Source organism: Streptomyces sp. NPDC050856, assembly GCF_040653855.1.
GTDB lineage: Bacteria > Actinomycetota > Actinomycetes > Streptomycetales > Streptomycetaceae > Streptomyces.
Genome location: NZ_JBFAGV010000020.1, coordinates 50,174 through 72,365, shown reverse-complemented (window position 1 = coordinate 72,365; position 22,192 = coordinate 50,174). Strand labels below are relative to the sequence as shown.

Below are 22,192 nucleotides of genomic sequence, written 5' to 3'. Positions count from 1 at the left end.
CGGGCCCCGGCGGATGCCGCGCCCGCCGGGCGGCCCGCGCCCGGTCAGTCGCGGCGGATGTGGGCGAGGCCGATCCGGATCCGCCGCAGCCGGTGGCGCAGCGGCCCGTCCGTGTTCGGCGCGAGCCGCAGCCCGGCGCTCCCGGCGACCCGGTCGGCCACCTCGGGGACGGTCAGGCCGTCCGTACGGATGTGCTCGGCGAACAGCGGCGAGCCCAGCCGTTCCAGGCACTCGTCCAGCCTGCGCACCGCGAAGCTCTCCCGCCGCGGGCCCCGGCCGAGGCCCCGCTCGGCCAGTCGCCGCAGGACCGTCTCCCGCTCGGCCAGCAGCGCCACGTGGTGGACGGCGTGGCCCGCGTCGCGCAGCCGGCCGACGGTCTCCGCGAAGTACCCGGGGTCGGTCAGCGTCATCGGCGCGATGACCGGACCGCCCCGGTACCGCCGCAGCACCAGGTCCAGCACCTCGTACACGCCCTGCCGCCAGGCCGCCAGGTCCTGGAAGTCGCCCCGCAGCGCACGCGGTGTCATCCGGTGCAGTCCGAAGCCGACGTGTTCGGGATCGCACACCACCGCGCCCGGCAGCCGCCGCCGGATCTCGTAGGCGGTCTGGGTCTTGCCGCCCCCGAACGGGCCGTTGATCCACAGCAGCACCGGATCAGCCCGCCGTACCGCCGACGCCGCCGCCCCCGGCCCGCACCAGGCCCGTCTCATAGGCCAGGACGACCACCTGCACCCGGTCGCGCAGGCCGAGCTTGGTCAGGATGCGGCCCACATGGGTCTTGACCGTGGCCTCGGACAGGACCAGGCGGGCGGCGATCTCGCCGTTCGACAGGCCCTGGGCGACCAGCATCATCACCTCGCGCTCGCGTTCGGTGAGCCGCTCCAGCTCCCTGTGCCGCGGCTCGCCGCCGGTGGCGGGCAGCATCGGGGAGAAGCGGTCCAGCAGGCGGCGGGTGGTGGAGGGGGCGACGACCGCGTCACCGCTGTGCACCGAGCGGATGGCGCTGAGCAGCTCACCGGGCGGCACGTCCTTGAGCATGAAGCCGCTCGCCCCCGCCTTCAGCCCCGAGAACGCGTACTCGTCCAGGTCGAACGTGGTCAGGATGAGCACCTTGGGGGCGTCGGGCCCGGTACAGATCCGCCGGGTCGCCTCGACACCGTCCAGCCTGGGCATCCGTACGTCCATCAGCACCACGTCCACGGCGGTGGACCGCAGCCTCTCGACGGCCTCGGCCCCGTCGCCCGCCTCCGCCACGACCTCCATGTCGGGCTGGGCGGCCAGCACCATGCGGAAACCGGTGCGCAGCAGCGCCTGGTCGTCGACGAGCATCACGCGGATGGACATGTGTCGGGGTCCTTAAGAGGAGGGGGTCCGTGGGTCCGGTCTGGAAGGCTAGTGAGCGGGCTTGAGCGGGAGCAGCGCGCTGATCCGGAATCCGCCGCCCGGCCGCGGGCCGGCGTCCAGGGTGCCACCGACCATTCCGACCCGCTCCCGCATGCCGATGAGTCCGTGGCCCCGGCCGTCGGCGCCGCCGTCCTCGTACAGCTCGTGCGCCGCGCCACGGCCGTCGTCCTCGACCAGCAGGCCGAGCCCGTCGTCGAAGTACACCAGCCGCACGCTCGCCCCGACGTCCGGGCCGCCGTGCTTGCGGGTGTTGGTCAGGGCCTCCTGGACGATGCGGTACGCGGTGAGCTCGACGCCACTGGGCAGCGGGCGGGGAGTGCCCTCGATCCTGAAGTCGACGGTCAGGCCGGCCGCGCGCACCTGCTCGACCAGGTCCTCGATCTGCTGGACGTCGGGCTGCGGCACGTAGTCCTCCGACTCCTGCGGTTCGCCGGTCCGCAGGATGCCCAGCAGCCGGCGCATCTCGGCGAGTGCCTGGCGGCCGGTGCTGGAGATGGTCTCCAGCGCCGTCCGGGCCTGCTCGGGCGAGCTGTCGAGCACGTACGCCGCGCCGTCGGCCTGCACGACCATGACGGAGACGTTGTGGGCCACCACGTCGTGCAGCTCACGGGCGATCCGGGCGCGTTCGGCGGCGACGGCGACCTTGGCCTGCGCCTCGCGTTCCCGCTCCAGCCGGGAGGCGCGCTCCTCGAGCTGGGCGAAGTACGCGCGCCGGGTGCGCATCGAGTCGCCGAGGACCCACGCCAGGACGAACGGCACGGTCATCACCACGGTGATGAAGAGTCTGCCCGGCACCGAGACGTACTCCTCCGGCCAGCGCAGCTGGGCCAGCGGCGCCGCGCACACCCCGCCGGCCAGCGCGAAGCGGGACGCCCAGCGGGAGCCGTCGTGGACCGCGATGGTGTAGATGGCGACGAGCATCGTGAAGTCCGCCGGGTTGGGCTCGACGTCCAGTACGAGCTGGGCGACCCCGAGGGCGGCGACCAGCAGCAGCGTCTTCTCCGGCGCGCGGCGGCGCAGCGCCAGCGCCAGGCAGAGCAGGACGACGATCGCGGCGGCCGGCGCACGCCCCACTCCGCTGTTCGGGAGCGACACCACCCACAGCAGGGAGAAGCCGAGCAGCATCAGTGCCCAGAAGCTGTCGACACCCGTGGGGTGCCTGCGGATGAAGTCGTAGAGACGCTGCACGTGAACCAGCGTAGGGACACCGGATAGGTGCATGGGTCAACCGGAGGTGCGATCCGGTGGCCCCGGCCCTACTCCCGAAGGTGGAGAGACGGTGGAGACTGGTGCCCGTGACGGACGCGGACACGGGTGACGAGCGGGGCTGGCCGGACTCACGGGACTCATGGGTCGCGCCGGACCCCCGGGGCCGGGAGGCCATGGAGGACCGGCGGGGCTGGCGGGGCTGGCGGGCGGCGACCGAGGCCGCCCTGTACGGGCCGGACGGCTTCTACCTGCGGCCGGAGGGCCCGGCCGGGCACTTCCGGACGTCCGTGCACGCCTCGCCGCTCTTCGCCTCCGCCGTGGCCCGGCTGCTGGAGCGGGTCGCGGAGGAACTGGGGACGGACGAGGTCACCCTGGTCGACATGGGCGCGGGCCGGGGCGAACTGGTGACCGGCGTACTGGACGCGGCGCCCGCCGGGCTCCGGGTACGGGCGTACGCCGTCGAGCGCGCCCCCCGGCCCGCCGGCCAAGACCCGCGCGTGGTGTGGACCGGGCGGCCCCCGGCCGGGGTGCGCGGGCTGCTGTTCGCCAACGAGTGGCTGGACAACGTCCCGGTGGACGTCGCCGAGGCCGACGAGTCGGGCACCGCCCGGTACGTGGAGGTGGCGCCGGACGGCACGGAGCGGCTGGGCGCCCCGGTGACCGGGGCCGACGCCCGGTGGCTGGCCCGCTGGTGGCCGCTGCGGGAGCCGGGTGAGCGGGGTGAGATCGGGCGCCCCCGGGACGAGGCGTGGGCTCGGGCGGTCGGCACCCTGTCGGCCGGCCTGGCGGTGGCGGTGGACTACGCCCACCTGGCGGGCGCCCGGCCGCCGTTCGGCACGCTGACCGGCTTCCGGGCGGGGCGCGAGGTGCCCCCGGTGCCGGACGGGACCTGCGACATCACGGCGCACGTGGCCCTGGACGCCTGTGCCCGGTCGGGCGCCGCGGCGGCCGGGGCGGGGACGGGTACGGGCGGGCCCGTGCCAGGGCCCGGCGGGGTGGGCGGCGGCGCGGCCGGCGGGGGTACGGGTGCCGGGTGCTCGCCGGCCGATGGGCCGGCCGGGGCGGAGCTGGTCGCGCAGCGGGAGGCGCTGCGCCGGCTCGGGGTGTCCGGGCAGCGGCCCCCGCTCTCGCTGGCGTCCCGGGACGCCGCCGGGTACCTCCGGGCGCTCGCCGCCGCCGGAGAGGCCGCCGAGCTGACCGCGCGGGGCGGCCTGGGGGACTTCACCTGGCTGCTCCAGCGGGTCCCCACCGGGGGATACTGTCCGGCATGACGGAGACGAGGCAGCCCATGGAGACCACGGTCGGCGTCGGCGGGGCCGCGGAGAGCACCGACATGGTGCTGAACATCGGCCCCCAGCACCCGTCCACGCACGGTGTGCTCCGTCTCCGCCTGGTGCTGGACGGCGAGGTCATCCAGCACGCCGAACCGGTCATCGGCTACATGCACCGGGGCGCCGAGAAGCTGTTCGAGGCCCGTGACTACCGCCAGATCATCATGCTGGCCAACCGCCACGACTGGCTGTCCGCCTTCTCCAACGAGCTGGGCGTCGTCATGGCCGTCGAGCGGATGCTCGGCATGGAGGTCCCCCAGCGCGCGGTGTGGACCCGCACGCTGCTCGCCGAGCTGAACCGGGTCCTCAACCACCTGATGTTCCTCGGCTCGTACCCGCTGGAGCTGGGCGGCATCACCCCCGTCTTCCACGCCTTCCGGGAGCGCGAGGAGCTCCAGGCCGTGATGGAGGAGGTCTCCGGCGGCCGGATCCACTACATGTTCAACCGGGTGGGCGGCCTCAAGGAGGACCTGCCGGCCGGCTGGCCCGGCCGGGCCCGGCACGCCGTGTCCGAGGTCCGCTCCCGGATGGACGTGTACGACCGGCTGGTCCTCGGCAACGAGATCTTCCGCGGCCGGACGCGCGGCGTCGGCGTCCTGGCGCCCGAGACGGTCCACGCGTACGGGGTCAGCGGCCCGGTCGCCCGCGCCTCGGGGGTCGACTTCGACCTGCGCCGCGACGAGCCGTACCTGGCGTACGGGGAGCTCGGGGACACCCTGCGGGTGGTGACCCGCGAGGAGGGTGACTGCCTGGCCCGCTTCGAGGTGCTGCTGGAGCAGACGCACAACGCGCTGGAGCTCGCCGACGCCTGTCTGGACCGGCTCGCGGAGCTGCCGCCCGGCCCGATCAACCAGCGGCTGCCGAAGGTGCTCAAGGCGCCGGAGGGGCACACCTACGCCTGGACCGAGAACCCGCTCGGCATCAACGGTTACTACCTGGTCTCCAAGGGCGACAAGACGCCCTACCGGCTCAAGCTCCGCTCGGCGTCGTACAACAACATCCAGGCCCTGATCGAGCTGCTGCCGGGCACCCTGGTCGCGGACATGGTGGCGATCCTGGGCTCGCTCTTCTTCGTCGTCGGGGACATCGACAAGTAGACCGGTGGCCCGGCCGGGGCGCGGCTCGCGTCAGGAGGCCGCGTCGCGCAGTTCCACCACGTCGAGCCGCTCCGTCTCGTCGTGCGCTGTGAGGTCGATGACCTTGCCGACCGCCCCTCGCCGCTCGTCGGCCGGCCGGGTGGTGTCGTGCGCGGCCAGGGCCTCTTCGCCGACGACGTCCGCCAGGTCCTCGTTCTGCACGGCTTCGATGGCGGCCGCCGCCTTCCTGCGCTGCGTGCCGAAGAAGTCGAAGCCGCCCTCCTGGCGCCGTACCGGACGGCGCCGGGCGGTGGCCGGCCCGGTCGCGGCGGCGGCCGGCACGTGCCGCATCGCGGAGGCGGCGGACGCGGGCTTCTCCCGGGGACGGCCGGCGTCCGCCGCGTGCTTCCCCCGCGGCTGCTCCGCCTCCCGGGCCGGCTCGGGCGCGCCGGCGTGTCGCGCCGCCGCCCCGGCGGTGCGGCGAGCCTCCTGCGCGGCGGCGTTGCGGGCCAGCTCCTCCAGCGCCCGGGCGGCCCCGAGGTAGGCGGCCGGGGTGGGCGCGGAGCCGGCGCGGCCGGGCCTCCCCGCCGGGGCCGCCTCCAGGGCGAGCTGCCGGCGGCCCTCCAGGGCGCTGGCGCGCTCGGTCTCGGCAGTGGCGTACCGCCGCAGGAGCGCCGCGTGTTCACCGCGCAGCCCGGCCAGTTCGACCCGCTTGGCGCGCAGCTTGGCGTCCAGCTTGGCGCGCAGCTCCCGGGACTCCTCCAGGTCGGTCTCCAGTTCGGCGATCCGTTCCTCGGTGCGCCACTGGTCGCCGGCCCGGGCACGGGTCAGCTCGGCGACGCGCCGGCCGGCCGCGCGGTCCCAACTCCGCATCAGCACCGCGCCGGTGACGGCCGAGGCCGCCGCGGCGGCGGCCAGGAGGCGCAGGACCAGCGGGTCCGCGAGGAGCCAGGCGCCTCCGGCACAGAGCACGGCCGCTCCGGCGACCGCTGAGGGCGGCAGCAGCCTGTGCAGGGGCGGGGAATGGCGGTGGCGTCCACGTGGCATGGCCTGAAATTTACCGTGCGTGGACACGTTATGGGGTGTCCGCCCGGCAATGTTTTGCGCCTGTGATGGAAGGCCGGGCCGAACCGCGCCGAACTCCGCCTCTTCGCCGGTTACTTCCCGATCAGGCCCTTGCTCAACAGGTAAGCCCTCGCCGCGTCCGCCGGCTTTGCGCGTTCGGCGTCGACCTTCCTGTTCAACTCGACGAGATCGGCGGTGGTCAGGGCCCGGGTGACCTTGCCGAGCGCGGCGGCGATCTCCGCCGAACCGGCGTCCTTCGCATTGACCACCGGCAGCACATTGTCGGCGTTCTGCAGCTTCTTGTCGTCCTCCAGCAGGACCAGCCCGAAGTTGCCGAGAGTGGCGTCGGTCGTCGTGGTCAGCACGAGCTGGTCGACGCCGTCCTTGACGGCCTGCTTGGCCTGCGGCGTACCGACTCCCTTGGGGTCGATGCCCGCCACATCGATCCCGTACGTCTTCTTCAGACCCGGCGCGCAGAACGGTCGGATCTCGCACTCGTCACCCGCCGCGATCCGTACCCTCAGCTTCGCGGCACCGAGATCGGAAAGCGTCTTGAGCTTGTTCTTCGCGGCGAATTCCGCGGTCACGGCGAAGGCGTTCTGATCGACCGCCGCACCGGCCGGCAACACCTTCAGTCCGCGCGGTCCGGCGAGCTTCTCCAGGGCGGCGACGGTGGCCGTGACATCGCTGGAGGCGACCGGCCGCCGGGCGGCGCGCTCGGCGCCGTTCACCTTCGCGTTGAGGAATTCCGCAAGCGTAGCCGCGTATTCCGGTACGACGTCGATCTCGCCCTTCTCCAGGGAGGGTGCGTACAGTTCGCGGTTCTCCACCGTCTTGACGGAGGTGGTGTGTCCGGCGTCCCTCAGCACCTGCGCGTACAGCTCCGCCAGCACATTGGCCTCGGTGAAGCCGGCCGAGCCGACGACCAGCGCGCCCTTGCCGCCGGCCGGCGTCCGGCCGCCGTCGCCGCTGCGCTCCTCCAGGCTCTCACCACCGCACGCGGCGAGAGCACCGGTCAGCACCAGCGCGCCCAGTGCCGCACCCGCCATTCGCGAGGTCCTGCTCATCACGGTCTCCGTCCGGGTAGAGAGGGTTCGGTCCGTCGCCGCGTCGGGTCCAGGGCGCGGCCGGCCAGCGCCAGCGCGCCCTCGGCCAGCAGGGCCAGCGCTCCGACGATCAGCGCCCCCGCGACCACCTGCGGGGTGTCGTACGTGTTGAAGCCGGCGGTGATGATCCGGCCGAGGCCGCCCTGGCCGGCCATCGCGGCGAGTGTCGCCGTGGCGATCACCTGGACGGTGGCCGTGCGCAGACCGGCCATCACCATCGGGTGCGCGAGCGGCAGTTCGACCCGCAGGAACAGCTGCCCGCCCGACATGCCCATGCCCCGGGCCGCCTCCACCACCGCGCGGTCCACGCCGCGCATACCGATGTACGCGTTGGTGAGCAGCGGCGGTACGGCGAACAGCACCAGTGCCACGATCGCCGGCAGGTCACCGTGCCGGCCGAGGGGTGTGAGCGTCAGCAGCACCAGGACCGCGAGCGTGGGCACGGCCCGCCCGGCGTTGGAGATGTTGACGGCCAGCGCGCCGCCTCTGCCGATGTGCCCGAGCCACAGCGCCAGGGGCAGTGCGATCAGGCACGACAGCACCAGGCACACCCCGCTGAGCCACAGGTGCTCACCGAGCCGGGCCCACACCCCGCTCTCGCCCTGCCAGTTGGCCCCGGTGGTCAGCCACGTCCACGCCCCGGTCACCTCACCCACCGCTCACCCCTTCCCGCCCGCGCGCACCGCGCCCGCGCGGGTCCAGGGCGTCAGCAGCCGCTGCAGCCCGAGCAGCAGCACGTCGGCGACGACCGCCAGCAGCACGCACAGCACCGAGGCGGTGAGCACCTGCGCCTTGAAGAAGCTCTTGAGCCCGGAGGTGATGAGTGTGCCCAGGCCGCCGTGGTCCACCAGGGCGCCCACGGTCGTCAGCGCGATCGTGGACACCGTGGCCATCCGCACGCCGGCCAGCACGGCGGGCAGCGCGAGCGGCAGTTCGACCTCCCACAGCAGCCGTCCCCGCCCGTACCCCATGCCGCGCGCCGCCTCCCGCGCCTCGGCGGGCACCGCGGCCAGTCCGGCCAGGATGTTCCGTACCAGAACGGTCAGCGAGTACAGCACCAGACCGGTCACCACCAGGGCGGCCGACAGCCCGAACAGCGGCAGCAGCAGCGAGAACATCGCCAGCGAGGGAATCGCGTAGAGCACGGTCGTCAGCCCGAGGACCGGGCCCGCCAGCCGTGGCCGGGCACGCACCAGCAGCGCCAGCGGGAGGGCCACGGCCAGTCCGAGCAGGACCGAGACGGTGGTGATCCAGACGTGCTGGACCGTGGCGTCCGTCAGTTCCCGGGCACGGGAGGCGACGTACTCCGCGCAGATCCAGTCGTTGGCCGCCAGACAGCCTTGAGCGCTCACCCGCCACCCCCGTTCCCGTCTCCGGCGCCGCGGCCGAACCCCTGTCCGGTTACGCGTTCGAGCTCGGGAACGACCCTAACCCCCGCCACCGACGATCGCCGAGGACGGCCACACCACGGCAACATGGCCTTCACACGCCTCCGGCCACAATGGGGAACCATGATCCGATTCGAGCACGTCACGAAGCGGTACCCGGACGGCACCACGGCCGTCGACGACCTGTCGTTCGAGGTGGCGCGGGGGGAGCTGGTCACGCTCGTCGGGCCGTCCGGCTGCGGCAAGACCACCACCATGAAGATGGTCAACCGGCTCGTCGAACCCACCGGGGGCCGGGTCCTCGTGGACGGCCAGGACGTCTCCACCGTCGACCCGGTCCGGCTCCGCCGCCGCATCGGATACGTCATCCAGCAGGTCGGCCTCTTCCCGCACCGGACGGTGCTGGAGAACACCGCGACCGTCCCGCACCTGCTGGGCGTCAAACGCGCCCGGGCCCGCGCGCGCGCCGCCGAACTCCTGGACCTGGTCGGCCTCGACCCGGCCACCTACGGCGACCGCTACCCCGAGCAGCTCTCCGGCGGCCAGCGCCAGCGCGTCGGCGTGGCCCGGGCCCTGGCCGCCGACCCGCCGGTGCTGCTGATGGACGAACCGTTCGGCGCGGTCGACCCGGTGGTGCGCGAGCGCCTGCAGAGCGAGTTCCTCAAACTCCAGGCCGAGGTCCGCAAGACCGTGCTGTTCGTCACCCACGACCTCGAGGAGGCGGTCCGGCTCGGGGACCGCATCGCCGTCTACGGGCAGGGCCGGATCGAACAACTGGACGCCCCGGCCACCGTGCTGGGCGCCCCCGCCACCCCGTACGTCGCCGACTTCGTCGGCGCGGACCGCGGCCTGAAGCGGCTGTCGGTCACGCCCGTCCAGGAGGGTGACCTGGAGCAGCCGCCGGTGGTCCACCTGGACGACCCGCTCCCCCGTGAGCTGGGCGCGCGCTGGGCCGTGGTGCTGGACCGGGAGGACAACCTGCACGGCTGGATCTCCGCCGAACACGCCGCCCGCGCCGGCGGCACGGTGCGCGACCACGCCCGCCGCATGGACGCGTGGCTGCCGCTGGGCGCCGACCTCAAACAGGCGTTCGCCACGATGCTCCAGCACGACGCGGGCTGGATCGCCGTCATCGACCGGGCCCAGCGGGGCCGTTTCCTCGGTGTACTGACGCCGGCCCGGCTGCACGAGGCGCTGCGCCGTTCGATCGACGCGGACGCCCAGGACGTCCCCCGTGCCCAGGTCGACGTGGAGACGGTGGGCTAGCGACGCCCGTCAGGCGGCACTGAGCCGCCCGCTCATCCACACCAGCGCGGGCGGGATCTCACGGTTCCAGGTGGTGAAGTTGTGCCCGCCGCTGTCGAGGGTGATCGAGGAGACACGCGCGGGCGCCTTCACCTTCTTGATGAAGGCGAGCGTCGCCCCGAGGTTCCCCTCGCCCTGCCTGGAGGTGGTGACCAGGAAGGACGAGGCCCCCCGCGGCAGGTGGTCCAGGCTCCACAGCAGATCGGCCCGGTTCCGCAACCGCTGGTCGCCGTGGAAGAGGTCACCGGTCGTCACGTCCTCGGCGGCCTTGTAGTACGCCGAGAGGCCGGCGCCCGCCGCGAACCGCTCCGGGTGGTGCATGGCGATCTTCAGCGCGCAGTAGCCGCCGGTCGAGTTGCCGATGAAGCCCCAGTTGCGGGGCGCCCTGCCGACCCGGTAGGTCTCCGAGATCGCCTTGGGCAGGTCCTCGGCGAAGAACGTCTCGCTCTGCGGGCCGCCCGGGACGTCGACGCACTCGGTGTCCCTGGGCGGCGCGACGGTCGGCCGCAGCATCACCAGGACCATCGGCTGCATCTTCTTGTTCTTGGCCTGCTCATAGGCGGTACGCGGGTACTTCAGCCCCTTGAGCAGGTTCTCCGCGGTGCCCGGGTAGCCGGTCAGCACCACCGCGGCGGGGAAGGTCTTCCCGGCGTACTGGGGCTGGAAGTACTCCGGAGGGAGGTACACGTACGCCGGGCTGTCGATCCGCGACTTCTCGCCGGCGACTACCACCTTCTGGATCTGGCCGCCCACCGCCGGTCTGCCGCCGGGCACCCCCTCCAGCTTCTGCTTGCCGACGACCTTGACGTCCTTGCTCCCCGCCGAGTGGTCGACGACCACGCCCATGTCCTGCTCCTGTCCGAACAGGTCGGCCCAGGAGCCGTAGAACAGGAAGTAGTTGTTGGCCGCCAGGCCGACCGAGGCGAACAGCGTCACCTGGGTCGCCAGCAGCAGGCCGATCCTGCCCAGCACCGGCCGCCAGCCGCGGCGGGACAGCCGCGGCCACAGCCAGACGGTGGCCGCGAACAGCGCCACGGCCACCAGGGTGGCCAGCGCCAGGACTTTGTTGCTGGTGAGACCCATCAGTCGTTTAGCCTTCTTCGTAGAGAATTTCCCCGGAGCGAGTGAACCGGCGTCCCACAAGCGCCGTCCTAGAGGGCGCACCTTGTCCGGGCCGAGTCACTTCCGGCCGACGGGGACACACCACATCTCTCGCAGAGCTACGGGAAGCGATGTCTGTCACGGTAGATGGCGATAAGTCGGAATCGGTTCCGAGTCGCGTACGACGGGTCCTGCGGGGCCCGCGCGCGGAGAAGGTACCCACCCTGGTCGGTACGGCCTGCACGCTCATCGGCCTGATCGACATCGCTGCCGGGGTCTTCCCGCGCTTCCGGGCCAGCAGAGTGCACGCCGTCGCCGAGGTGCTGCCCGGCACCCTCGGGCCGCTCTCCGCCGCCCTGTCCCTGAGCGTCGGCATCCTGCTGCTGCTCCTCGCCCACGGCCTCAAGCGCCACAAGCGGCGCGCCTGGCGGGCCGCGGTGATACTGCTGCCGGTGGGTGCGGTGGCGCAGTTCGTCTACCGGCACTCCGTCGTCGGCGTAATCCTGTCACTCGTCCTGCTGGCGCTGCTGCTGCGTCATCGGGCCGAATTCGCCGCACTGCCCGACCCGCGCAGCCGCTGGAAGGCGCTGGCCAACTTCGTCCTGATGGGCGCCGGTTCGATCGCGCTCGGCCTGGTCATCGTCAGCGCCCACCCGGGCCGGGTGATCGGCAGCCCCAGCCTCAGCGACCGGCTGTCGCACGTCCTGCTCGGACTCTTCGGCGTCGAGGGCCCCGTCGCCTACGGCGGCGGCGTCGACTGGACCGTCGGCTACTCGCTCGGCGCGCTCGGCTGGCTGACCGCCATCACCACGGCCTACCTCGCCTTCCGTCCCGAACACCCGGTGGCCCGGCTCACCGAGGACGACGAGGAGCGGCTGCGGGCACTGCTCGCCAAGCACGGCGGGCGGGACTCGCTCGGCCACTTCGCGCTCCGCCGCGACAAGGCCGTCGTCTTCTCGCCCAGCGGCAAGGCCGCCGTCTGCTACCGGGTCGTCTCCGGCGTGATGCTGGCCAGCGGCGACCCGATCGGTGACGTCGAGGCCTGGCCCGGCGCCATCGAGCGCTTCATGGACGAGGCCAAGGCGCACTCCTGGACCCCCGCCGTGATGGGCTGCTCGGAGACGGGCGGCGAGGTGTGGACCCGGGAGACCGGCCTGGACGCGCTGGAACTGGGCGACGAGGCGGTGGTGGACGTCGCGGATTTCTCGCTGGCCGGGCGGGCCATGCGCAATGTGCGCCAGATGGTCAAGCGCATCGAACGCAATGGCTACGAGACCCGGGTGCGGCGCGCCCGTGACCTCTCGGCCGGCGAGCTGGAGCGGATACGGCAGGCCGCGGCGGACTGGCGCGGCACCGACACCGAGCGGGGCTTCTCCATGGCCCTGGGCCGGATCGGTGACCCGGCGGACGGTGACGCCGTCATCGCCACCGCCCACAAGGAGGACGCCGACTCCCCGTACGGGGACCTGAAGGCGATCATCCACTTCGTTCCGTGGGGCAAGGACGGCATGTCGCTGGAGCTGATGCGCCGCGACCGCTCCGCCGACCCGGGCATGAACGAGCTGCTCATCGTCGCCGCGCTCCAGGCCTCGCCCAAGCTGGGCATCGAGCGGGTGTCGCTGAACTTCGCCATGTTCCGCTCGGCGCTGGCGCGCGGCGAGAAGCTGGGCGCCGGGCCGGTCCTGCGGGTCTGGCGCGGTCTGCTGGTCTTCCTCTCCCGCTGGTTCCAGATCGAGTCCCTGTACAAGTTCAACGCCAAGTTCCAGCCCCGCTGGGAGCCGCGTTTCGTCGTCTACCGCAACGCCCGGGACCTGCCCCGCATCGGTTTCGCCGCGATGCAGGCGGAGGGCTTCGTGAACGTCTCGCTGCCCCGTCCGTTCGCCCGCCGGGGCGCGCAGCGCCAGGCCCGCCCCTGCGCGCACATCACCCCGTCCTCCAGCGAGCGCGAGGTGCGCGCGGCCTGACCGCGCGACCGGGCCCGCCGGACCGCCGCCCCGGGCGGCCGCCCGGCGGGCCCCCGGTGTTCCCCGGGCCGGGCGGGCGGCGACCGGGCCGGGACCGGCGGCGGAAGGGACCGGAGCCCGCCGGGCCCGCGCGGATCGCCGGGCCCGCGCGGATCGCCGGGTGCACCCGGACCGCCGGGCCCGCGCCCTTCCCGCCGGGCCCGCCCATGGCGTGCGGGCCCGGCAAGATCCGTAAGGCACCCCCTAGGCTGGACGCATGAGTACCTTGCGCGGACGGGGCACGGCCCGGGGGCTGCCCACGTTCGACCGCTGCGCGGTCATGGGGGTCGTCAATGTGACGCCCGACTCCTTCTCCGACGGCGGCCGCTGGTTCGACACCACGGCCGCCGTCAAACACGGCATCGAGCTGGTCGCCCAGGGCGCCGACCTGGTGGACGTCGGCGGCGAGTCCACCCGCCCGGGCGCCACCCGGGTGGACGAGGACGAGGAGCTGCGGCGGGTCGTGCCCGTCGTGCGCAGCCTCGCCGCCGAAGGGGTCACCGTCTCCGTGGACACCATGCGCGCCTCGGTCGCCCGCCGGGCGGTGGAGGCCGGCGCGGTCCTGGTCAACGACGTCAGCGGCGGCCTGGCCGATCCCGCGATGGTCCCCTCGGTCGCCGCCGCCGAGGTGCCCTTCGTCGTCATGCACTGGCGCGGCTTCAGCGAGAACATGAACAGTCTCGCCGTCTACGACGACGTGGTCCGCGAGGTCGCCACCGAGCTGCGCGCACGCGTGGACGCGGTGGTCGGGGGCGGCGTCGACCCGGAGCGGATCGTCGTCGACCCCGGCCTGGGATTCGCCAAGCAGGCCGCGCACGACCTGGCCCTGGTGGCCCACCTGGCCGACCTGCGCGCCCTGGGCCGCCCGCTGCTGGTCGCCGCCTCGCGCAAGCGGTTCCTGGGCCACGTCCTGGCCGGCGAGGGCGCCGCCCCGCCGCCCGCCAGGGAACGGGACGCCGCCACCGCCGCCGTCTCCGCGATCGCCGCGTACGAGGGCGCCTGGGCGGTCCGGGTGCACGAGGTACGGGCCACGGCCGACGCCGTCCGGGTGGCTCGCGCCGTCGAGGGCGCCGCCTCGTGAGCGACGCCCGCACCGACACCGAGGCCGTGGAGCTGGCCAACACCGCCTTCTACGAGGCGATGGAACGCGGCGACTTCGACGCCGTCTCCGACCTGTGGCTGGACGACGCCCACGGCGAGATCTCCTGCGTCCACCCGGGGTGGCCGGTGCTCTCCGGCCGCGGCGAGGTGCTCCGCTCGTACGCCCTGATCATGGCGAACACCGAGTACATCCAGTTCTTCCTGACCGATGTGAAGGTGTCCGTCGCCGCCGACACCGCTCTGGTGACCTGCACCGAGAACATCCTCAGCGGCGGCCCGCCCGAGGACGGCGCCGAGCTGGGCCCGCTCGTGGGACAGCTCGTCGTCGCCACCAACGTGTTCCGCCGCACGGTCGACGGCTGGCGGATCTGGTCGCACCACGGTTCACCCGTACTCGCCGAATCCGATGACGACGAGGACGACGAGAACGCCGCCTGAGCGGGTAGGCGGGACCATGAGCCGGCACTGTCGGTACCCGCAGGTAGATTCGACTGGTGGCACCGCGCCGGCCGCACCCGGCCGCGGGCCCGCAAGACCAACGACAGCAGGAGTGATTCGCGTGGATCGTGTCGCGCTGCGCGGCCTCAAGGCCCGCGGGCACCATGGCGTCTTCCCCCGGGAGCGCGAGGAGGGTCAGACCTTCATCGTGGACCTGGTGCTCGGCCTCGACACCCGCCCCGCGGCGGCCGACGACGACCTGGCGAAGACCGTGCACTACGGGGTCGTGGCGGAAGAGGTCGTGGACGTGGTGCAGGGAGAGCCGGTCGACCTGATCGAGACCCTCGCCGAGCGCATCGCCCAGCAGTGCCTGAAGCACACCGGCGTCCAGGAGGTCGAGGTGGTCGTGCACAAGCCCGACGCCCCGATCACCGTCCCGTTCGACGACGTGACCATCACCATCACCCGGAGCCGCGCATGAACAGCACGCCCAGCGACCCGACGGTACAGCCGGTGCCCGCCTCCGTGACGGAGCAGGTCGACGCCGCCGACATCACCCTGTCCAACCCCAAATGGGCCGTCATCTCCCTCGGTGCCAACCTGGGCAACCGGCTGGAGACCCTCCAGGGCGCCATCGACGCCCTGGAGGACACCCCCGGCGTCCGGGTCAAGGCCGTCTCCCCCGTGTACGAGACGGAGCCCTGGGGCGTCGACCCCGCTTCCCAGCCGGCCTACTTCAACGCGGTCGTCCTGGTGAAGACGACCCTGCCGCCCGACTCCCTGCTGGAGCGGGCGCACGCCGTCGAGGAGGCCTTCCACCGGGTCCGCGACGAGCGCTGGGGCTCGCGCACCATCGACGTCGACATCGTGTCGTACGCGGACGTGGTCTCCGACGACCCCGTCCTCACCCTGCCCCACCCCCGCGCGCACCAGCGGGCCTTCGTCCTGGTCCCGTGGCACGACGTGGACCCCGAGGCCCGGCTGCCCGGGCTCGGCCCGGTCGCCGAGCTGCTGGGCTCCGTCGGCCGTGAGGGCGTAGCGCCCCGCGCCGACCTGGAACTGCGGCTGCCCGAGTAGGCGTTGTTCCCGCGGCAACCGTACGACGACACGAAGGGCACCCGGTGAAGCAACTGCGGGTCAAGGTACTGGCCGGTCTGTTCGCCGTGGCCGCGATCCTCTCGTGGGGCGGCGCCCGGCTCTGGGAGTCCCTGGGCACGCTGCCGAGCGTGCCGCTGGCCGCGCCCGTGGTCCTCGCGGTGATCGCCGTCGTGCTCACCGCGACGGCGCTCTCGCTGCGGGCCCGGCTGCGCGCCCAGCGCGAGCGGCGGCCCGGCGCGAAGGGCGTCGAGCCGCTGATGGCCGCCCGCGCGGTGGTCTTCGGCCAGGCGAGTGCCCTGGTCACCGCTCTGGTGAGCGGCATGTACGGCGGCACCGGCGTCTTCCTGCTCGGCTCCCTCGACGTCCCGGCCCGCCGCGACCAGGCCATCTACGCGGGCCTCTCGGTGGCGGCCGGCATCGCGGTGATCGCGGCGGCCTTCTTCCTGGAGCGGGTCTGCAAGCTCCCGGAGGACGACGACGAGGGCACCGCGCCGGCGGCCTAGCCCCCGTACCGGAAGCGGGCCGCCCGGACACCTGTGACCAGGTGCCCGGGCGGCCCGCTCCGTTCGCCGTCGCCGGGACGGCTGAGGAAACCCCGGCCTAATTCGCCATGATCAGGCTCATCGCCTCGGCGCGGGTCGCCGCGTCCCGGAGCTGGCCGCGCACGGCGGAGGTGATGGTCTTCGCGCCCGGCTTGCGGATGCCCCGCATCGACATGCACATGTGCTCGCACTCGATCACCACGATCACCCCGCGCGGCTCCAGGATGTGCATCAGCGAGTCGGCGACCTGGGTCGTCAGCCGCTCCTGCACCTGCGGGCGGCGGGCGTAGACGTCCACCAGCCGGGCCAGCTTCGACAGTCCGGTTATCTTGCCGCTGGTCGACGGAATGTAGCCGACGTGGGCCACACCCCGGAACGGAACCAGGTGGTGCTCACAGGTCGAGAACACCTCGATGTCCTTGACCAGGACCATCTCGTCGTGACCGAGGTCGAACGTGGTCGTCAGCACGTCCTCGGGCTCCTGCCACAGGCCCGCGAATATCTCCCGGTACGCCCGTGCCACCCGGGCCGGCGTCTCGCGCAGGCCCTCGCGGTCCGGGTCCTCGCCGACCGCGATGAGGAGTTCGCGTACGGCGTTCTCGGCGCGCTTCTCGTCGAACTCGCCGATCCTGCCCTCGCCGTCCAGCGTCACCGGGTCGGTCATGTGTGCCTCGTTCCGTGTCCCTTGAGTACGCGCGTGTCCGCGCACGCGAAAGCCGCGCCCCCACAGGCTAGAACCTGGGGGGCGCGGCGTTCATTCCGGGGGCGAGGGGGCCGGTGGGGCGCCCTCAGGCCTCGGGTCGCTCCTCGGGAGCGATCTCCTTGACCGGGCCGGACGGGGCTGCTTCCACCGAGGGGGAGGCATGGACCCCCGCCGCGCCGTTCGCCGCGCCGTTGGTCAGCGCCAGCTCCTTGGGGGAGAGCACCGGCGGACGCGTGGAGGGCGTACGCCGCGAGGAGCCGGTCCAGGCCGGACGGGGCGGGCGCTTCACGATCGGGGCGAAGATCTCGGCGATCTCCTCCTTGCCCAGGGTCTCCTTCTCCAGCAGCCGCAGGACCAGGTTGTCCAGGACGTCCCGGTTCTCGACCAGGATCTCCCAGGCCTCGTTGTGCGCGGTCTCGATGAGCTTCTTGACCTCTTCGTCGACCAGCGCGGCGACCTCTTCGGAGTAGTCCCGCTGGTGCGCCATCTCCCGGCCCAGGAAGGGCTCGGTGTTGTCGCCGCCGAACTTGATCGCCCCGAGCCGCTCGGTCATGCCGTACTGCGTGACCATCGCGCGGGCCGTGGCCGTGGCCTTCTCGATGTCGTTGGCCGCGCCCGTGGTCGGGTCGTGGAAGACCAGTTCCTCGGCGGCGCGCCCGCCCAGCATGTACGCCAGCTGGTCGAGCATCTCGTTGCGCGTGGTCGAGTACTTGTCCTCGTCCGGGAGCACCATGGTGTAACCCAGGGCCCGGCCGCGGGACAGGATCGTGATCTTGTGGACCGGGTCGGAGTTCGGGGACGCCGCCGCGACCAGGGCGTGACCGCCCTCGTGGTACGCGGTGATCTTCTTCTCCTTGTCCGACATGATCCGGGTCCGCTTCTGCGGGCCCGCGACCACGCGGTCGATCGCCTCGTCCAGCATGTGGTTGTCGATGAGCTTCTTGTTGCTGCGCGCGGTGAGCAGCGCCGCCTCGTTGAGCACGTTCGACAGGTCGGCACCGGTGAAGCCGGGCGTACGGCGGGCCACGGCGGCCAGGTCGACGTCCGGGGCGACCGGCTTGCCCTTCTGGTGGACCTTGAGGATCTCCAGCCGGCCCTGCATGTCCGGGCGGTCGACGGCGATCTGCCGGTCGAAGCGGCCGGGGCGCAGCAGCGCCGGGTCGAGGATGTCGGGGCGGTTCGTGGCGGCGATCAGGATGACGCCGCCCTTCACGTCGAAGCCGTCCATCTCGACCAGGAGCTGGTTGAGGGTCTGCTCGCGCTCGTCGTGGCCGCCGCCGAGGCCCGCGCCGCGGTGCCGGCCGACGGCGTCGATCTCGTCGACGAAGACGATCGCCGGGGCGTTCGCCTTGGCCTGCTCGAACAGGTCACGCACCCGGGAGGCGCCGACACCGACGAACATCTCGACGAAGTCGGAACCCGAGATCGAGTAGAAGGGGACGCCCGCCTCGCCCGCGACGGCACGCGCGAGCAGGGTCTTGCCCGTACCGGGCGGGCCGTAGAGCAGCACACCCTTCGGGATCTTGGCGCCGACCGCCTGGAACTTCGCCGGTTCCTGCAGGAACTCCTTGATCTCGTGGAGTTCCTCGACGGCCTCGTCGGACCCGGCCACATCGGCGAAGGTCGTCTTGGGGGTGTCCTTGGTGATGAGCTTGGCCTTGGACTTCCCGAAGTTCATGACTCGGGAGCCGCCGCCCTGCATCTGGTTCATCAGGAACAGGAAGACCACGACGATGAGCACGAAGGGCAGCAGAGACAGGAGCACCGAGACGAAGGGGCTCTGCTTCGAGGGCGAGACCGTGTAGCTCTTGTCGATCTCACCGGCTTCGAACTTCTGCTGCAGCTTGGTGGCCAGGTCGGAGCCCTGCGTGCCGATGTAGCTCGCCTGGACCTTGTCCGAGCCGTCGACCTTGAAGTCACCCTTCAGGTCGATCTTGATCATCTGTTCGTCGCCGGTCGTCAGCTTGGCCTGCTCGACCTGGTTCTTGTCGATCGCCTGGACGACCTTGCCGGTGTCCACCGTCTTGTAGCCGCCCGACGAGCCGACGACCTGCATCAACACGACCACGGCGAGGACGGCCAGCACGATCCACATGACCGGCCCACGGAAGTATCGCTTCACGTCCATCCATACGGAGCGATGACGCCCCGTCCCTCCTGCCCGTAGGTAAATGCTGCTATGAGTTAAGACTGTTCTTCGGACGGTACCCCAGCATTGTCACCCGCGACCGCCTTCCCATGCCTCCAACGGCGGGAAGGCGGTATGGGTTCCCGTACCGCGCCGGGGCTTCAGCTGTTCAGCCGCCGTAGACGTGCGGCGCCAGCGTGCCGACGAAGGGCAGGTTGCGGTACTTCTCCGCGTAATCCAGCCCGTACCCGACGACGAACTCGTTCGGGATGTCGAAACCGATCCACTTCACATCGATCGCGACCTTGGCCGCCTCGGGCTTCCGCAGCAGCGTGCAGACCTCCAGGGAGGCCGGCTCGCGCGAGCCGAGGTTCGACAGCAGCCAGGACAGGGTCAGCCCGGAGTCGATGATGTCCTCGACGATCAGGACGTGCTTGCCCTTGATGTCGGTGTCCAGGTCCTTGAGGATCCGGACCACGCCGGAGGACTGGGTGCCCGCGCCGTACGACGAGACGGCCATCCAGTCCATGGTGACGGGGGTGGACAGCGAGCGCGCCAGGTCCGCCATCACCATGACGGCGCCCTTGAGGACCCCCACGATGAGCAGGTCCTTGCCCGCGTACTCAGCGTCGATCTTCGCGGCCAGCTCCGCCAGTTTCGCGTCGATCTCTTCCTTGGTGATGAGCACCGACTTGAGGTCGGTGCCCATGTCTTTCTCGTTCACCCGGGTCACTTTCGTTGCAGCCTGCGTCAGCCTTGCCGGATGACCAGTCTGCCACCCTGCCGCCGGGCGACGACGCGGCCGGGCAGATTGATGGCCCCCTGACCGCGCCAGCCGGTGATCAGGCGGTCCAGTTCCTCGATGTGACGGGCGAAGAGGGAGCCGGCGGGGGCGCCCTCGGCGATGGCCGCCCGGCGCAGCACCCGGCGGCGCACGGCGGGCGGCAGGGCGTACAGCTTGGCGCAGACGAGCCGGCCGGCCTCGTCGCGCACGGTCGCCTCGGCGTCGGCCGCCCAGGCGTCCAGCGCGTCCGCGTCGTCCCGGCAGAGCTGCGCCGTACGGGCGAGGGCCTCCACGACGCCCTTGCCGAGCGACTTCTCCAGGGCGGGCAGGCCCTCGTGGCGCAGCCGGGACCGGGTGTAGGCCGGGTCGGCGTTCATCGGGTCGTCCCAGACGGGCAGCGACTGGACCATGCAGGCCTTGCGGGCCGTCTGCCGGTCGAGCTGGAGGAAGGGGCGGCGGTAGCGGTCGCCGGTGCCGGAGACGGCCGCCATGCCGGACAGGGAGCGGATGCCGGAGCCGCGGGCGAGGCCGAGGAGCACCGTCTCGGCCTGGTCGTCGCGGGTGTGGCCGAGCAGGACGGCGGTGGCGCCGAGCCGTTCGGCGGCCTCGTCCAGCGCGGCGTACCGGGCGTCGCGGGCCGCGGCCTCGGGTCCGCCGGCGCGGCCGACGGTCACGGTGACGGCCTCGACGGGGTCGAGGCCCATCGCGGTCAGCCGGACGGCGACCTCGGCGGCGCGGAGGTCGGAGCCGGGCTGGAGGCCGTGGTCGACGGTGACGGCCCCGGCGCGCACGGAGAGCTTGCGGGCCTCGAAGGCGAGGGCGGAGGCGAGCGCCATGGAGTCGGCGCCGCCGGAGACGGCGGCCAGGACGAGCGGGGGCTCGTCGGCGCCGGTGCGGGGATGCCCGGCCGGGGGATGTCCGCCGCGGCCGTTGCCGGTCGTGGCGTACTGCTCGGTCTGGGTGAGTACGTCGTGGAGGACGCGGCGGACCGCCAGGCGTATCGCCGCGACCGCAGGATGGGGACCCATGTCCGGTGCCCTTCGTGTGAAGTTTGGGGGGTGCCTCGGTCGGAGTCTTAACGGCCGGAACGGGAGGTTCGGTCACTCAGCGTGCGTCGATGGTGACAGAACCTCGCCGTTCCCCGAGCATTGCACGCCTACCCACCGCCCACGGTCCCTCGGATGGGTGATTGGAGGGGCGTGCTTGTGCCCTCGGCCGGATCCGGATCATCACTCTGCTCTACGGTGCACCCGCTGTTCGCCGGGTTACCGGTGGACCCTGGTGACCCAGTCCGCCGGGGCGGCGATCTCCGCCTTGGTGGGAAGTGTGTTCGGGGACGTCCAGACCCGGTTGAAGCCGTCCATGCCGACCTCATCGACCACCGCCCGTACGAACCGCTCGCCGTCGCGGTACTGGCGCAGCTTGGCGTCCAGGCCCAGCAGCTTGCGCAGCGCCTGGTCGAGCCGGGAGGCGCCGCGCGCCCTGCGCTGCTGGAACTTCTCGCGGATCTCGGCCACCGACGGCACGACCTGCGGTCCCACGCCGTCCATCACGAAGTCGGCGTGCCCTTCGAGCAGGGACATCACGGCGGTGAGGCGGCCGAGGATCTCGCGCTGCTCGGGCGTCTGGACCAGCTCCACGATCGAGCGGCCCTCGTCCTCCTCGCCCTCGGGGCGGGCGCCGACGAGGGTCTGGGCGGCCTCGCGCAGCCGTTCCAGGACGGTCATCGGGTCCACGTCGGTCGCGGCGAGGAATGACTGGATCTCGCCGCGCAGGTGGTCGCGCAGCCAGGGCACACCGGTGAACTGGGTGCGGTGGGTCTCCTCGTGCAGGGACACCCAGAGCCGGAAGTCGTGCGGGTCGACGTCCAGTTCCCGCTCGACGTGGACGATGTTCGGCGCGACCAGCAGCAGCCGGCCGCCGCCGTCCTCACCGGCGGGCAGCTCGCGGGTGGCGGGGGCGAACGTCTCGTACTGGCCCAGGACCCTGGAGGCCAGGAACGACAGCAGCATGCCCAGCTCGACGCCGGTCACCTTGCCGCCGACCGCGCCGAACACGGCGCCCCCGGGCGTGCCCGCGCGGCGTTCGCTCATCCTCGCCAGCAGCGGCTTCAGCAGTTCGCGGAAGCCGGCGACGTTGGCCCTGATCCAGCCGGCGCGGTCGACCACCAGGACCGGGGTGTCCTCCGGTTCGTGTCCCTCGGGGATCATCCGGGTGAATCCGCGGACGTGCTCCTCGGACGCCTTGGCGTGCCGGCGCAGCTCGGCCACGACCGCGCGGGCCTCCTCGCGGCTCACCTCGGGCCCGGGGCGTACCAGTCGGGTCGCGGTCGCGACCGCGAGGTTCCAGTCGACCATCTCGGCACCACCGATGCTCGTCATGCGTCAACCGTACGTGCTCGGCGCCGCGG

General features: G+C 72.4%; 22 protein-coding genes. 9 read left to right on the top strand and 13 right to left on the bottom strand.

From position 1 onward, the window contains the following. Positions 1 to 44: 44 nt before the first annotated feature. The 3 genes from AB0H53_RS19210 to AB0H53_RS19200 are packed head-to-tail and all read right to left on the bottom strand — an operon-like array spanning position 45 to position 2,592. On the bottom strand, positions 45 to 650 hold the full coding sequence (locus AB0H53_RS19210; protein ID WP_362114297.1) for an AAA family ATPase: 606 nt from the start codon (positions 648 to 650) through the stop codon (positions 45 to 47). Between the two features lie 4 nt (positions 651 to 654). Further along, positions 655 to 1,344: a response regulator transcription factor gene (locus tag AB0H53_RS19205; RefSeq protein WP_362114294.1), complete on the bottom strand. Its 690-nt coding sequence runs from the start codon at positions 1,342 to 1,344 to the stop codon at positions 655 to 657. A gap of 48 nt (positions 1,345 to 1,392) precedes the next feature. Beyond that, positions 1,393 to 2,592, bottom strand: coding sequence for a sensor histidine kinase (locus AB0H53_RS19200; RefSeq protein WP_362114291.1), 1,200 nt, complete (start codon positions 2,590 to 2,592; stop codon positions 1,393 to 1,395). A 194-nt stretch (positions 2,593 to 2,786) separates the two neighbouring features. Here AB0H53_RS19200 and AB0H53_RS19195 point away from each other — a divergent pair, with 194 nt between their 5' ends. Both AB0H53_RS19195 and AB0H53_RS19190 read left to right on the top strand, forming a co-directional pair. Then, complete coding sequence (locus AB0H53_RS19195; protein ID WP_362114411.1) at positions 2,787 to 3,884, top strand: SAM-dependent methyltransferase; 1,098 nt, start codon at positions 2,787 to 2,789, stop codon at positions 3,882 to 3,884. Beyond that, positions 3,881 to 5,041: an NADH-quinone oxidoreductase subunit D gene (locus AB0H53_RS19190; protein ID WP_362114288.1), complete on the top strand. Its 1,161-nt coding sequence runs from the start codon at positions 3,881 to 3,883 to the stop codon at positions 5,039 to 5,041. Before AB0H53_RS19195 ends, AB0H53_RS19190 begins: the two co-directional genes overlap by 4 nt. 30 nt (positions 5,042 to 5,071) lie before the next feature. Here the strand turns inward: AB0H53_RS19190 and AB0H53_RS19185 are convergent, their stop codons facing one another. The 4 genes from AB0H53_RS19185 to AB0H53_RS19170 form a co-directional block, all read right to left on the bottom strand. Then, positions 5,072 to 6,067, bottom strand: coding sequence for a hypothetical protein (locus AB0H53_RS19185; RefSeq protein WP_362114285.1), 996 nt, complete (start codon positions 6,065 to 6,067; stop codon positions 5,072 to 5,074). A 110-nt stretch (positions 6,068 to 6,177) separates the two neighbouring features. Next, entirely contained in the window at positions 6,178 to 7,152 is a 975-nt protein-coding gene (locus AB0H53_RS19180; protein WP_362114282.1) for an ABC transporter substrate-binding protein, read from the bottom strand. Further along, positions 7,152 to 7,847, bottom strand: coding sequence for an ABC transporter permease (locus AB0H53_RS19175; RefSeq protein WP_362114279.1), 696 nt, complete (start codon positions 7,845 to 7,847; stop codon positions 7,152 to 7,154). The genes AB0H53_RS19180 and AB0H53_RS19175 overlap by 1 nt, the downstream gene beginning before the upstream one ends. Before the next feature lie 3 nt (positions 7,848 to 7,850). Continuing rightward, positions 7,851 to 8,543 carry an ABC transporter permease gene (locus tag AB0H53_RS19170; RefSeq protein ID WP_362114276.1) on the bottom strand — a complete coding sequence of 231 codons (693 nt, stop codon included), beginning with the start codon at positions 8,541 to 8,543 and terminating at the stop codon, positions 7,851 to 7,853. Between the two features lie 159 nt (positions 8,544 to 8,702). Here AB0H53_RS19170 and AB0H53_RS19165 point away from each other — a divergent pair, with 159 nt between their 5' ends. Further along, complete coding sequence (locus AB0H53_RS19165; RefSeq protein ID WP_362114273.1) at positions 8,703 to 9,845, top strand: ATP-binding cassette domain-containing protein; 1,143 nt, start codon at positions 8,703 to 8,705, stop codon at positions 9,843 to 9,845. 9 nt (positions 9,846 to 9,854) lie between these two features. On the opposite strand, the gene AB0H53_RS19160 is transcribed toward AB0H53_RS19165, so the two are convergent. Further along, positions 9,855 to 10,967 carry an alpha/beta hydrolase-fold protein gene (locus AB0H53_RS19160; protein ID WP_362114270.1) on the bottom strand — a complete coding sequence of 371 codons (1,113 nt, stop codon included), beginning with the start codon at positions 10,965 to 10,967 and terminating at the stop codon, positions 9,855 to 9,857. Between the two features lie 149 nt (positions 10,968 to 11,116). On the opposite strand from AB0H53_RS19160, the gene AB0H53_RS19155 reads away from it, so the two are divergent. The 6 genes from AB0H53_RS19155 (at position 11,117) to AB0H53_RS19130 (ending at position 16,128) form a co-directional block, all read left to right on the top strand. After that, positions 11,117 to 12,949 (top strand): phosphatidylglycerol lysyltransferase domain-containing protein, encoded by a 1,833-nt coding sequence (locus AB0H53_RS19155; RefSeq protein WP_362114267.1) that lies wholly within the window; start codon positions 11,117 to 11,119, stop codon positions 12,947 to 12,949. 319 nt (positions 12,950 to 13,268) lie between these two features. Next, the gene (gene folP, locus AB0H53_RS19150; RefSeq protein ID WP_362114408.1) at positions 13,269 to 14,069 is read left to right on the top strand and encodes a dihydropteroate synthase; all 801 of its coding nucleotides are present in this window, start codon (positions 13,269 to 13,271) and stop codon (positions 14,067 to 14,069) included. Continuing rightward, on the top strand, positions 14,066 to 14,527 hold the full coding sequence (locus AB0H53_RS19145) for a nuclear transport factor 2 family protein (protein ID WP_362114264.1): 462 nt from the start codon (positions 14,066 to 14,068) through the stop codon (positions 14,525 to 14,527). Before folP ends, AB0H53_RS19145 begins: the two co-directional genes overlap by 4 nt. 121 nt (positions 14,528 to 14,648) lie before the next feature. Beyond that, positions 14,649 to 15,008, top strand: coding sequence for a dihydroneopterin aldolase (gene folB / locus AB0H53_RS19140; protein WP_362114261.1), 360 nt, complete (start codon positions 14,649 to 14,651; stop codon positions 15,006 to 15,008). Next, positions 15,005 to 15,604 (top strand): 2-amino-4-hydroxy-6-hydroxymethyldihydropteridine diphosphokinase, encoded by a 600-nt coding sequence (gene folK, locus AB0H53_RS19135; protein ID WP_362114258.1) that lies wholly within the window; start codon positions 15,005 to 15,007, stop codon positions 15,602 to 15,604. Before folB ends, folK begins: the two co-directional genes overlap by 4 nt. 44 nt (positions 15,605 to 15,648) lie before the next feature. Next, positions 15,649 to 16,128 (top strand): DUF3180 domain-containing protein, encoded by a 480-nt coding sequence (locus AB0H53_RS19130; RefSeq protein ID WP_362114255.1) that lies wholly within the window; start codon positions 15,649 to 15,651, stop codon positions 16,126 to 16,128. Between the two features lie 97 nt (positions 16,129 to 16,225). Here AB0H53_RS19130 and folE read toward each other — a convergent pair whose 3' ends face one another. The 5 genes from folE to AB0H53_RS19105 all read right to left on the bottom strand — a co-directional run bounded on the left by folE (position 16,226) and on the right by AB0H53_RS19105 (position 22,163). Beyond that, positions 16,226 to 16,831 (bottom strand): GTP cyclohydrolase I FolE, encoded by a 606-nt coding sequence (folE, locus tag AB0H53_RS19125; RefSeq protein ID WP_362114252.1) that lies wholly within the window; start codon positions 16,829 to 16,831, stop codon positions 16,226 to 16,228. A 124-nt stretch (positions 16,832 to 16,955) separates the two neighbouring features. Further along, positions 16,956 to 18,998, bottom strand: coding sequence for an ATP-dependent zinc metalloprotease FtsH (ftsH, locus tag AB0H53_RS19120; protein ID WP_362114249.1), 2,043 nt, complete (start codon positions 18,996 to 18,998; stop codon positions 16,956 to 16,958). A gap of 169 nt (positions 18,999 to 19,167) precedes the next feature. Then, the gene (gene hpt, locus AB0H53_RS19115) at positions 19,168 to 19,707 is read right to left on the bottom strand and encodes a hypoxanthine phosphoribosyltransferase (protein WP_362114405.1); all 540 of its coding nucleotides are present in this window, start codon (positions 19,705 to 19,707) and stop codon (positions 19,168 to 19,170) included. A 41-nt stretch (positions 19,708 to 19,748) separates the two neighbouring features. Next, positions 19,749 to 20,810 carry a tRNA lysidine(34) synthetase TilS gene (gene tilS / locus AB0H53_RS19110; protein WP_362114246.1) on the bottom strand — a complete coding sequence of 354 codons (1,062 nt, stop codon included), beginning with the start codon at positions 20,808 to 20,810 and terminating at the stop codon, positions 19,749 to 19,751. Between the two features lie 237 nt (positions 20,811 to 21,047). Further along, positions 21,048 to 22,163, bottom strand: a complete 1,116-nt coding sequence (locus AB0H53_RS19105; RefSeq protein ID WP_362114243.1) for a zinc-dependent metalloprotease — start codon at positions 22,161 to 22,163, stop codon at positions 21,048 to 21,050. Positions 22,164 to 22,192: the final 29 nt, after the last annotated feature.

Coding starts and splice junctions, on each gene's coding strand:
- ftsH (WP_362114249.1), bottom strand. CDS start 18,998: ATGGACGTGAAGCGATACTTCCGTGGGCCGGTCATGTGGATCGTGCTG.
- AB0H53_RS19185 (WP_362114285.1), bottom strand. CDS start 6,067: ATGCCACGTGGACGCCACCGCCATTCCCCGCCCCTGCACAGGCTGCTG.
- AB0H53_RS19195 (WP_362114411.1), top strand. CDS start 2,787: ATGGAGGACCGGCGGGGCTGGCGGGGCTGGCGGGCGGCGACCGAGGCC.
- AB0H53_RS19155 (WP_362114267.1), top strand. CDS start 11,117: ATGTCTGTCACGGTAGATGGCGATAAGTCGGAATCGGTTCCGAGTCGC.
- folK (WP_362114258.1), top strand. CDS start 15,005: ATGAACAGCACGCCCAGCGACCCGACGGTACAGCCGGTGCCCGCCTCC.
- AB0H53_RS19105 (WP_362114243.1), bottom strand. CDS start 22,163: ATGACGAGCATCGGTGGTGCCGAGATGGTCGACTGGAACCTCGCGGTC.
- AB0H53_RS19205 (WP_362114294.1), bottom strand. CDS start 1,344: ATGTCCATCCGCGTGATGCTCGTCGACGACCAGGCGCTGCTGCGCACC.
- AB0H53_RS19160 (WP_362114270.1), bottom strand. CDS start 10,967: ATGGGTCTCACCAGCAACAAAGTCCTGGCGCTGGCCACCCTGGTGGCC.
- AB0H53_RS19180 (WP_362114282.1), bottom strand. CDS start 7,152: ATGAGCAGGACCTCGCGAATGGCGGGTGCGGCACTGGGCGCGCTGGTG.
- AB0H53_RS19165 (WP_362114273.1), top strand. CDS start 8,703: ATGATCCGATTCGAGCACGTCACGAAGCGGTACCCGGACGGCACCACG.
- AB0H53_RS19190 (WP_362114288.1), top strand. CDS start 3,881: ATGACGGAGACGAGGCAGCCCATGGAGACCACGGTCGGCGTCGGCGGG.
- folP (WP_362114408.1), top strand. CDS start 13,269: ATGGGGGTCGTCAATGTGACGCCCGACTCCTTCTCCGACGGCGGCCGC.
- hpt (WP_362114405.1), bottom strand. CDS start 19,707: ATGGGCACCGACCTCAAGTCGGTGCTCATCACCAAGGAAGAGATCGAC.
- folE (WP_362114252.1), bottom strand. CDS start 16,831: ATGACCGACCCGGTGACGCTGGACGGCGAGGGCAGGATCGGCGAGTTC.
- tilS (WP_362114246.1), bottom strand. CDS start 20,810: ATGGGTCCCCATCCTGCGGTCGCGGCGATACGCCTGGCGGTCCGCCGC.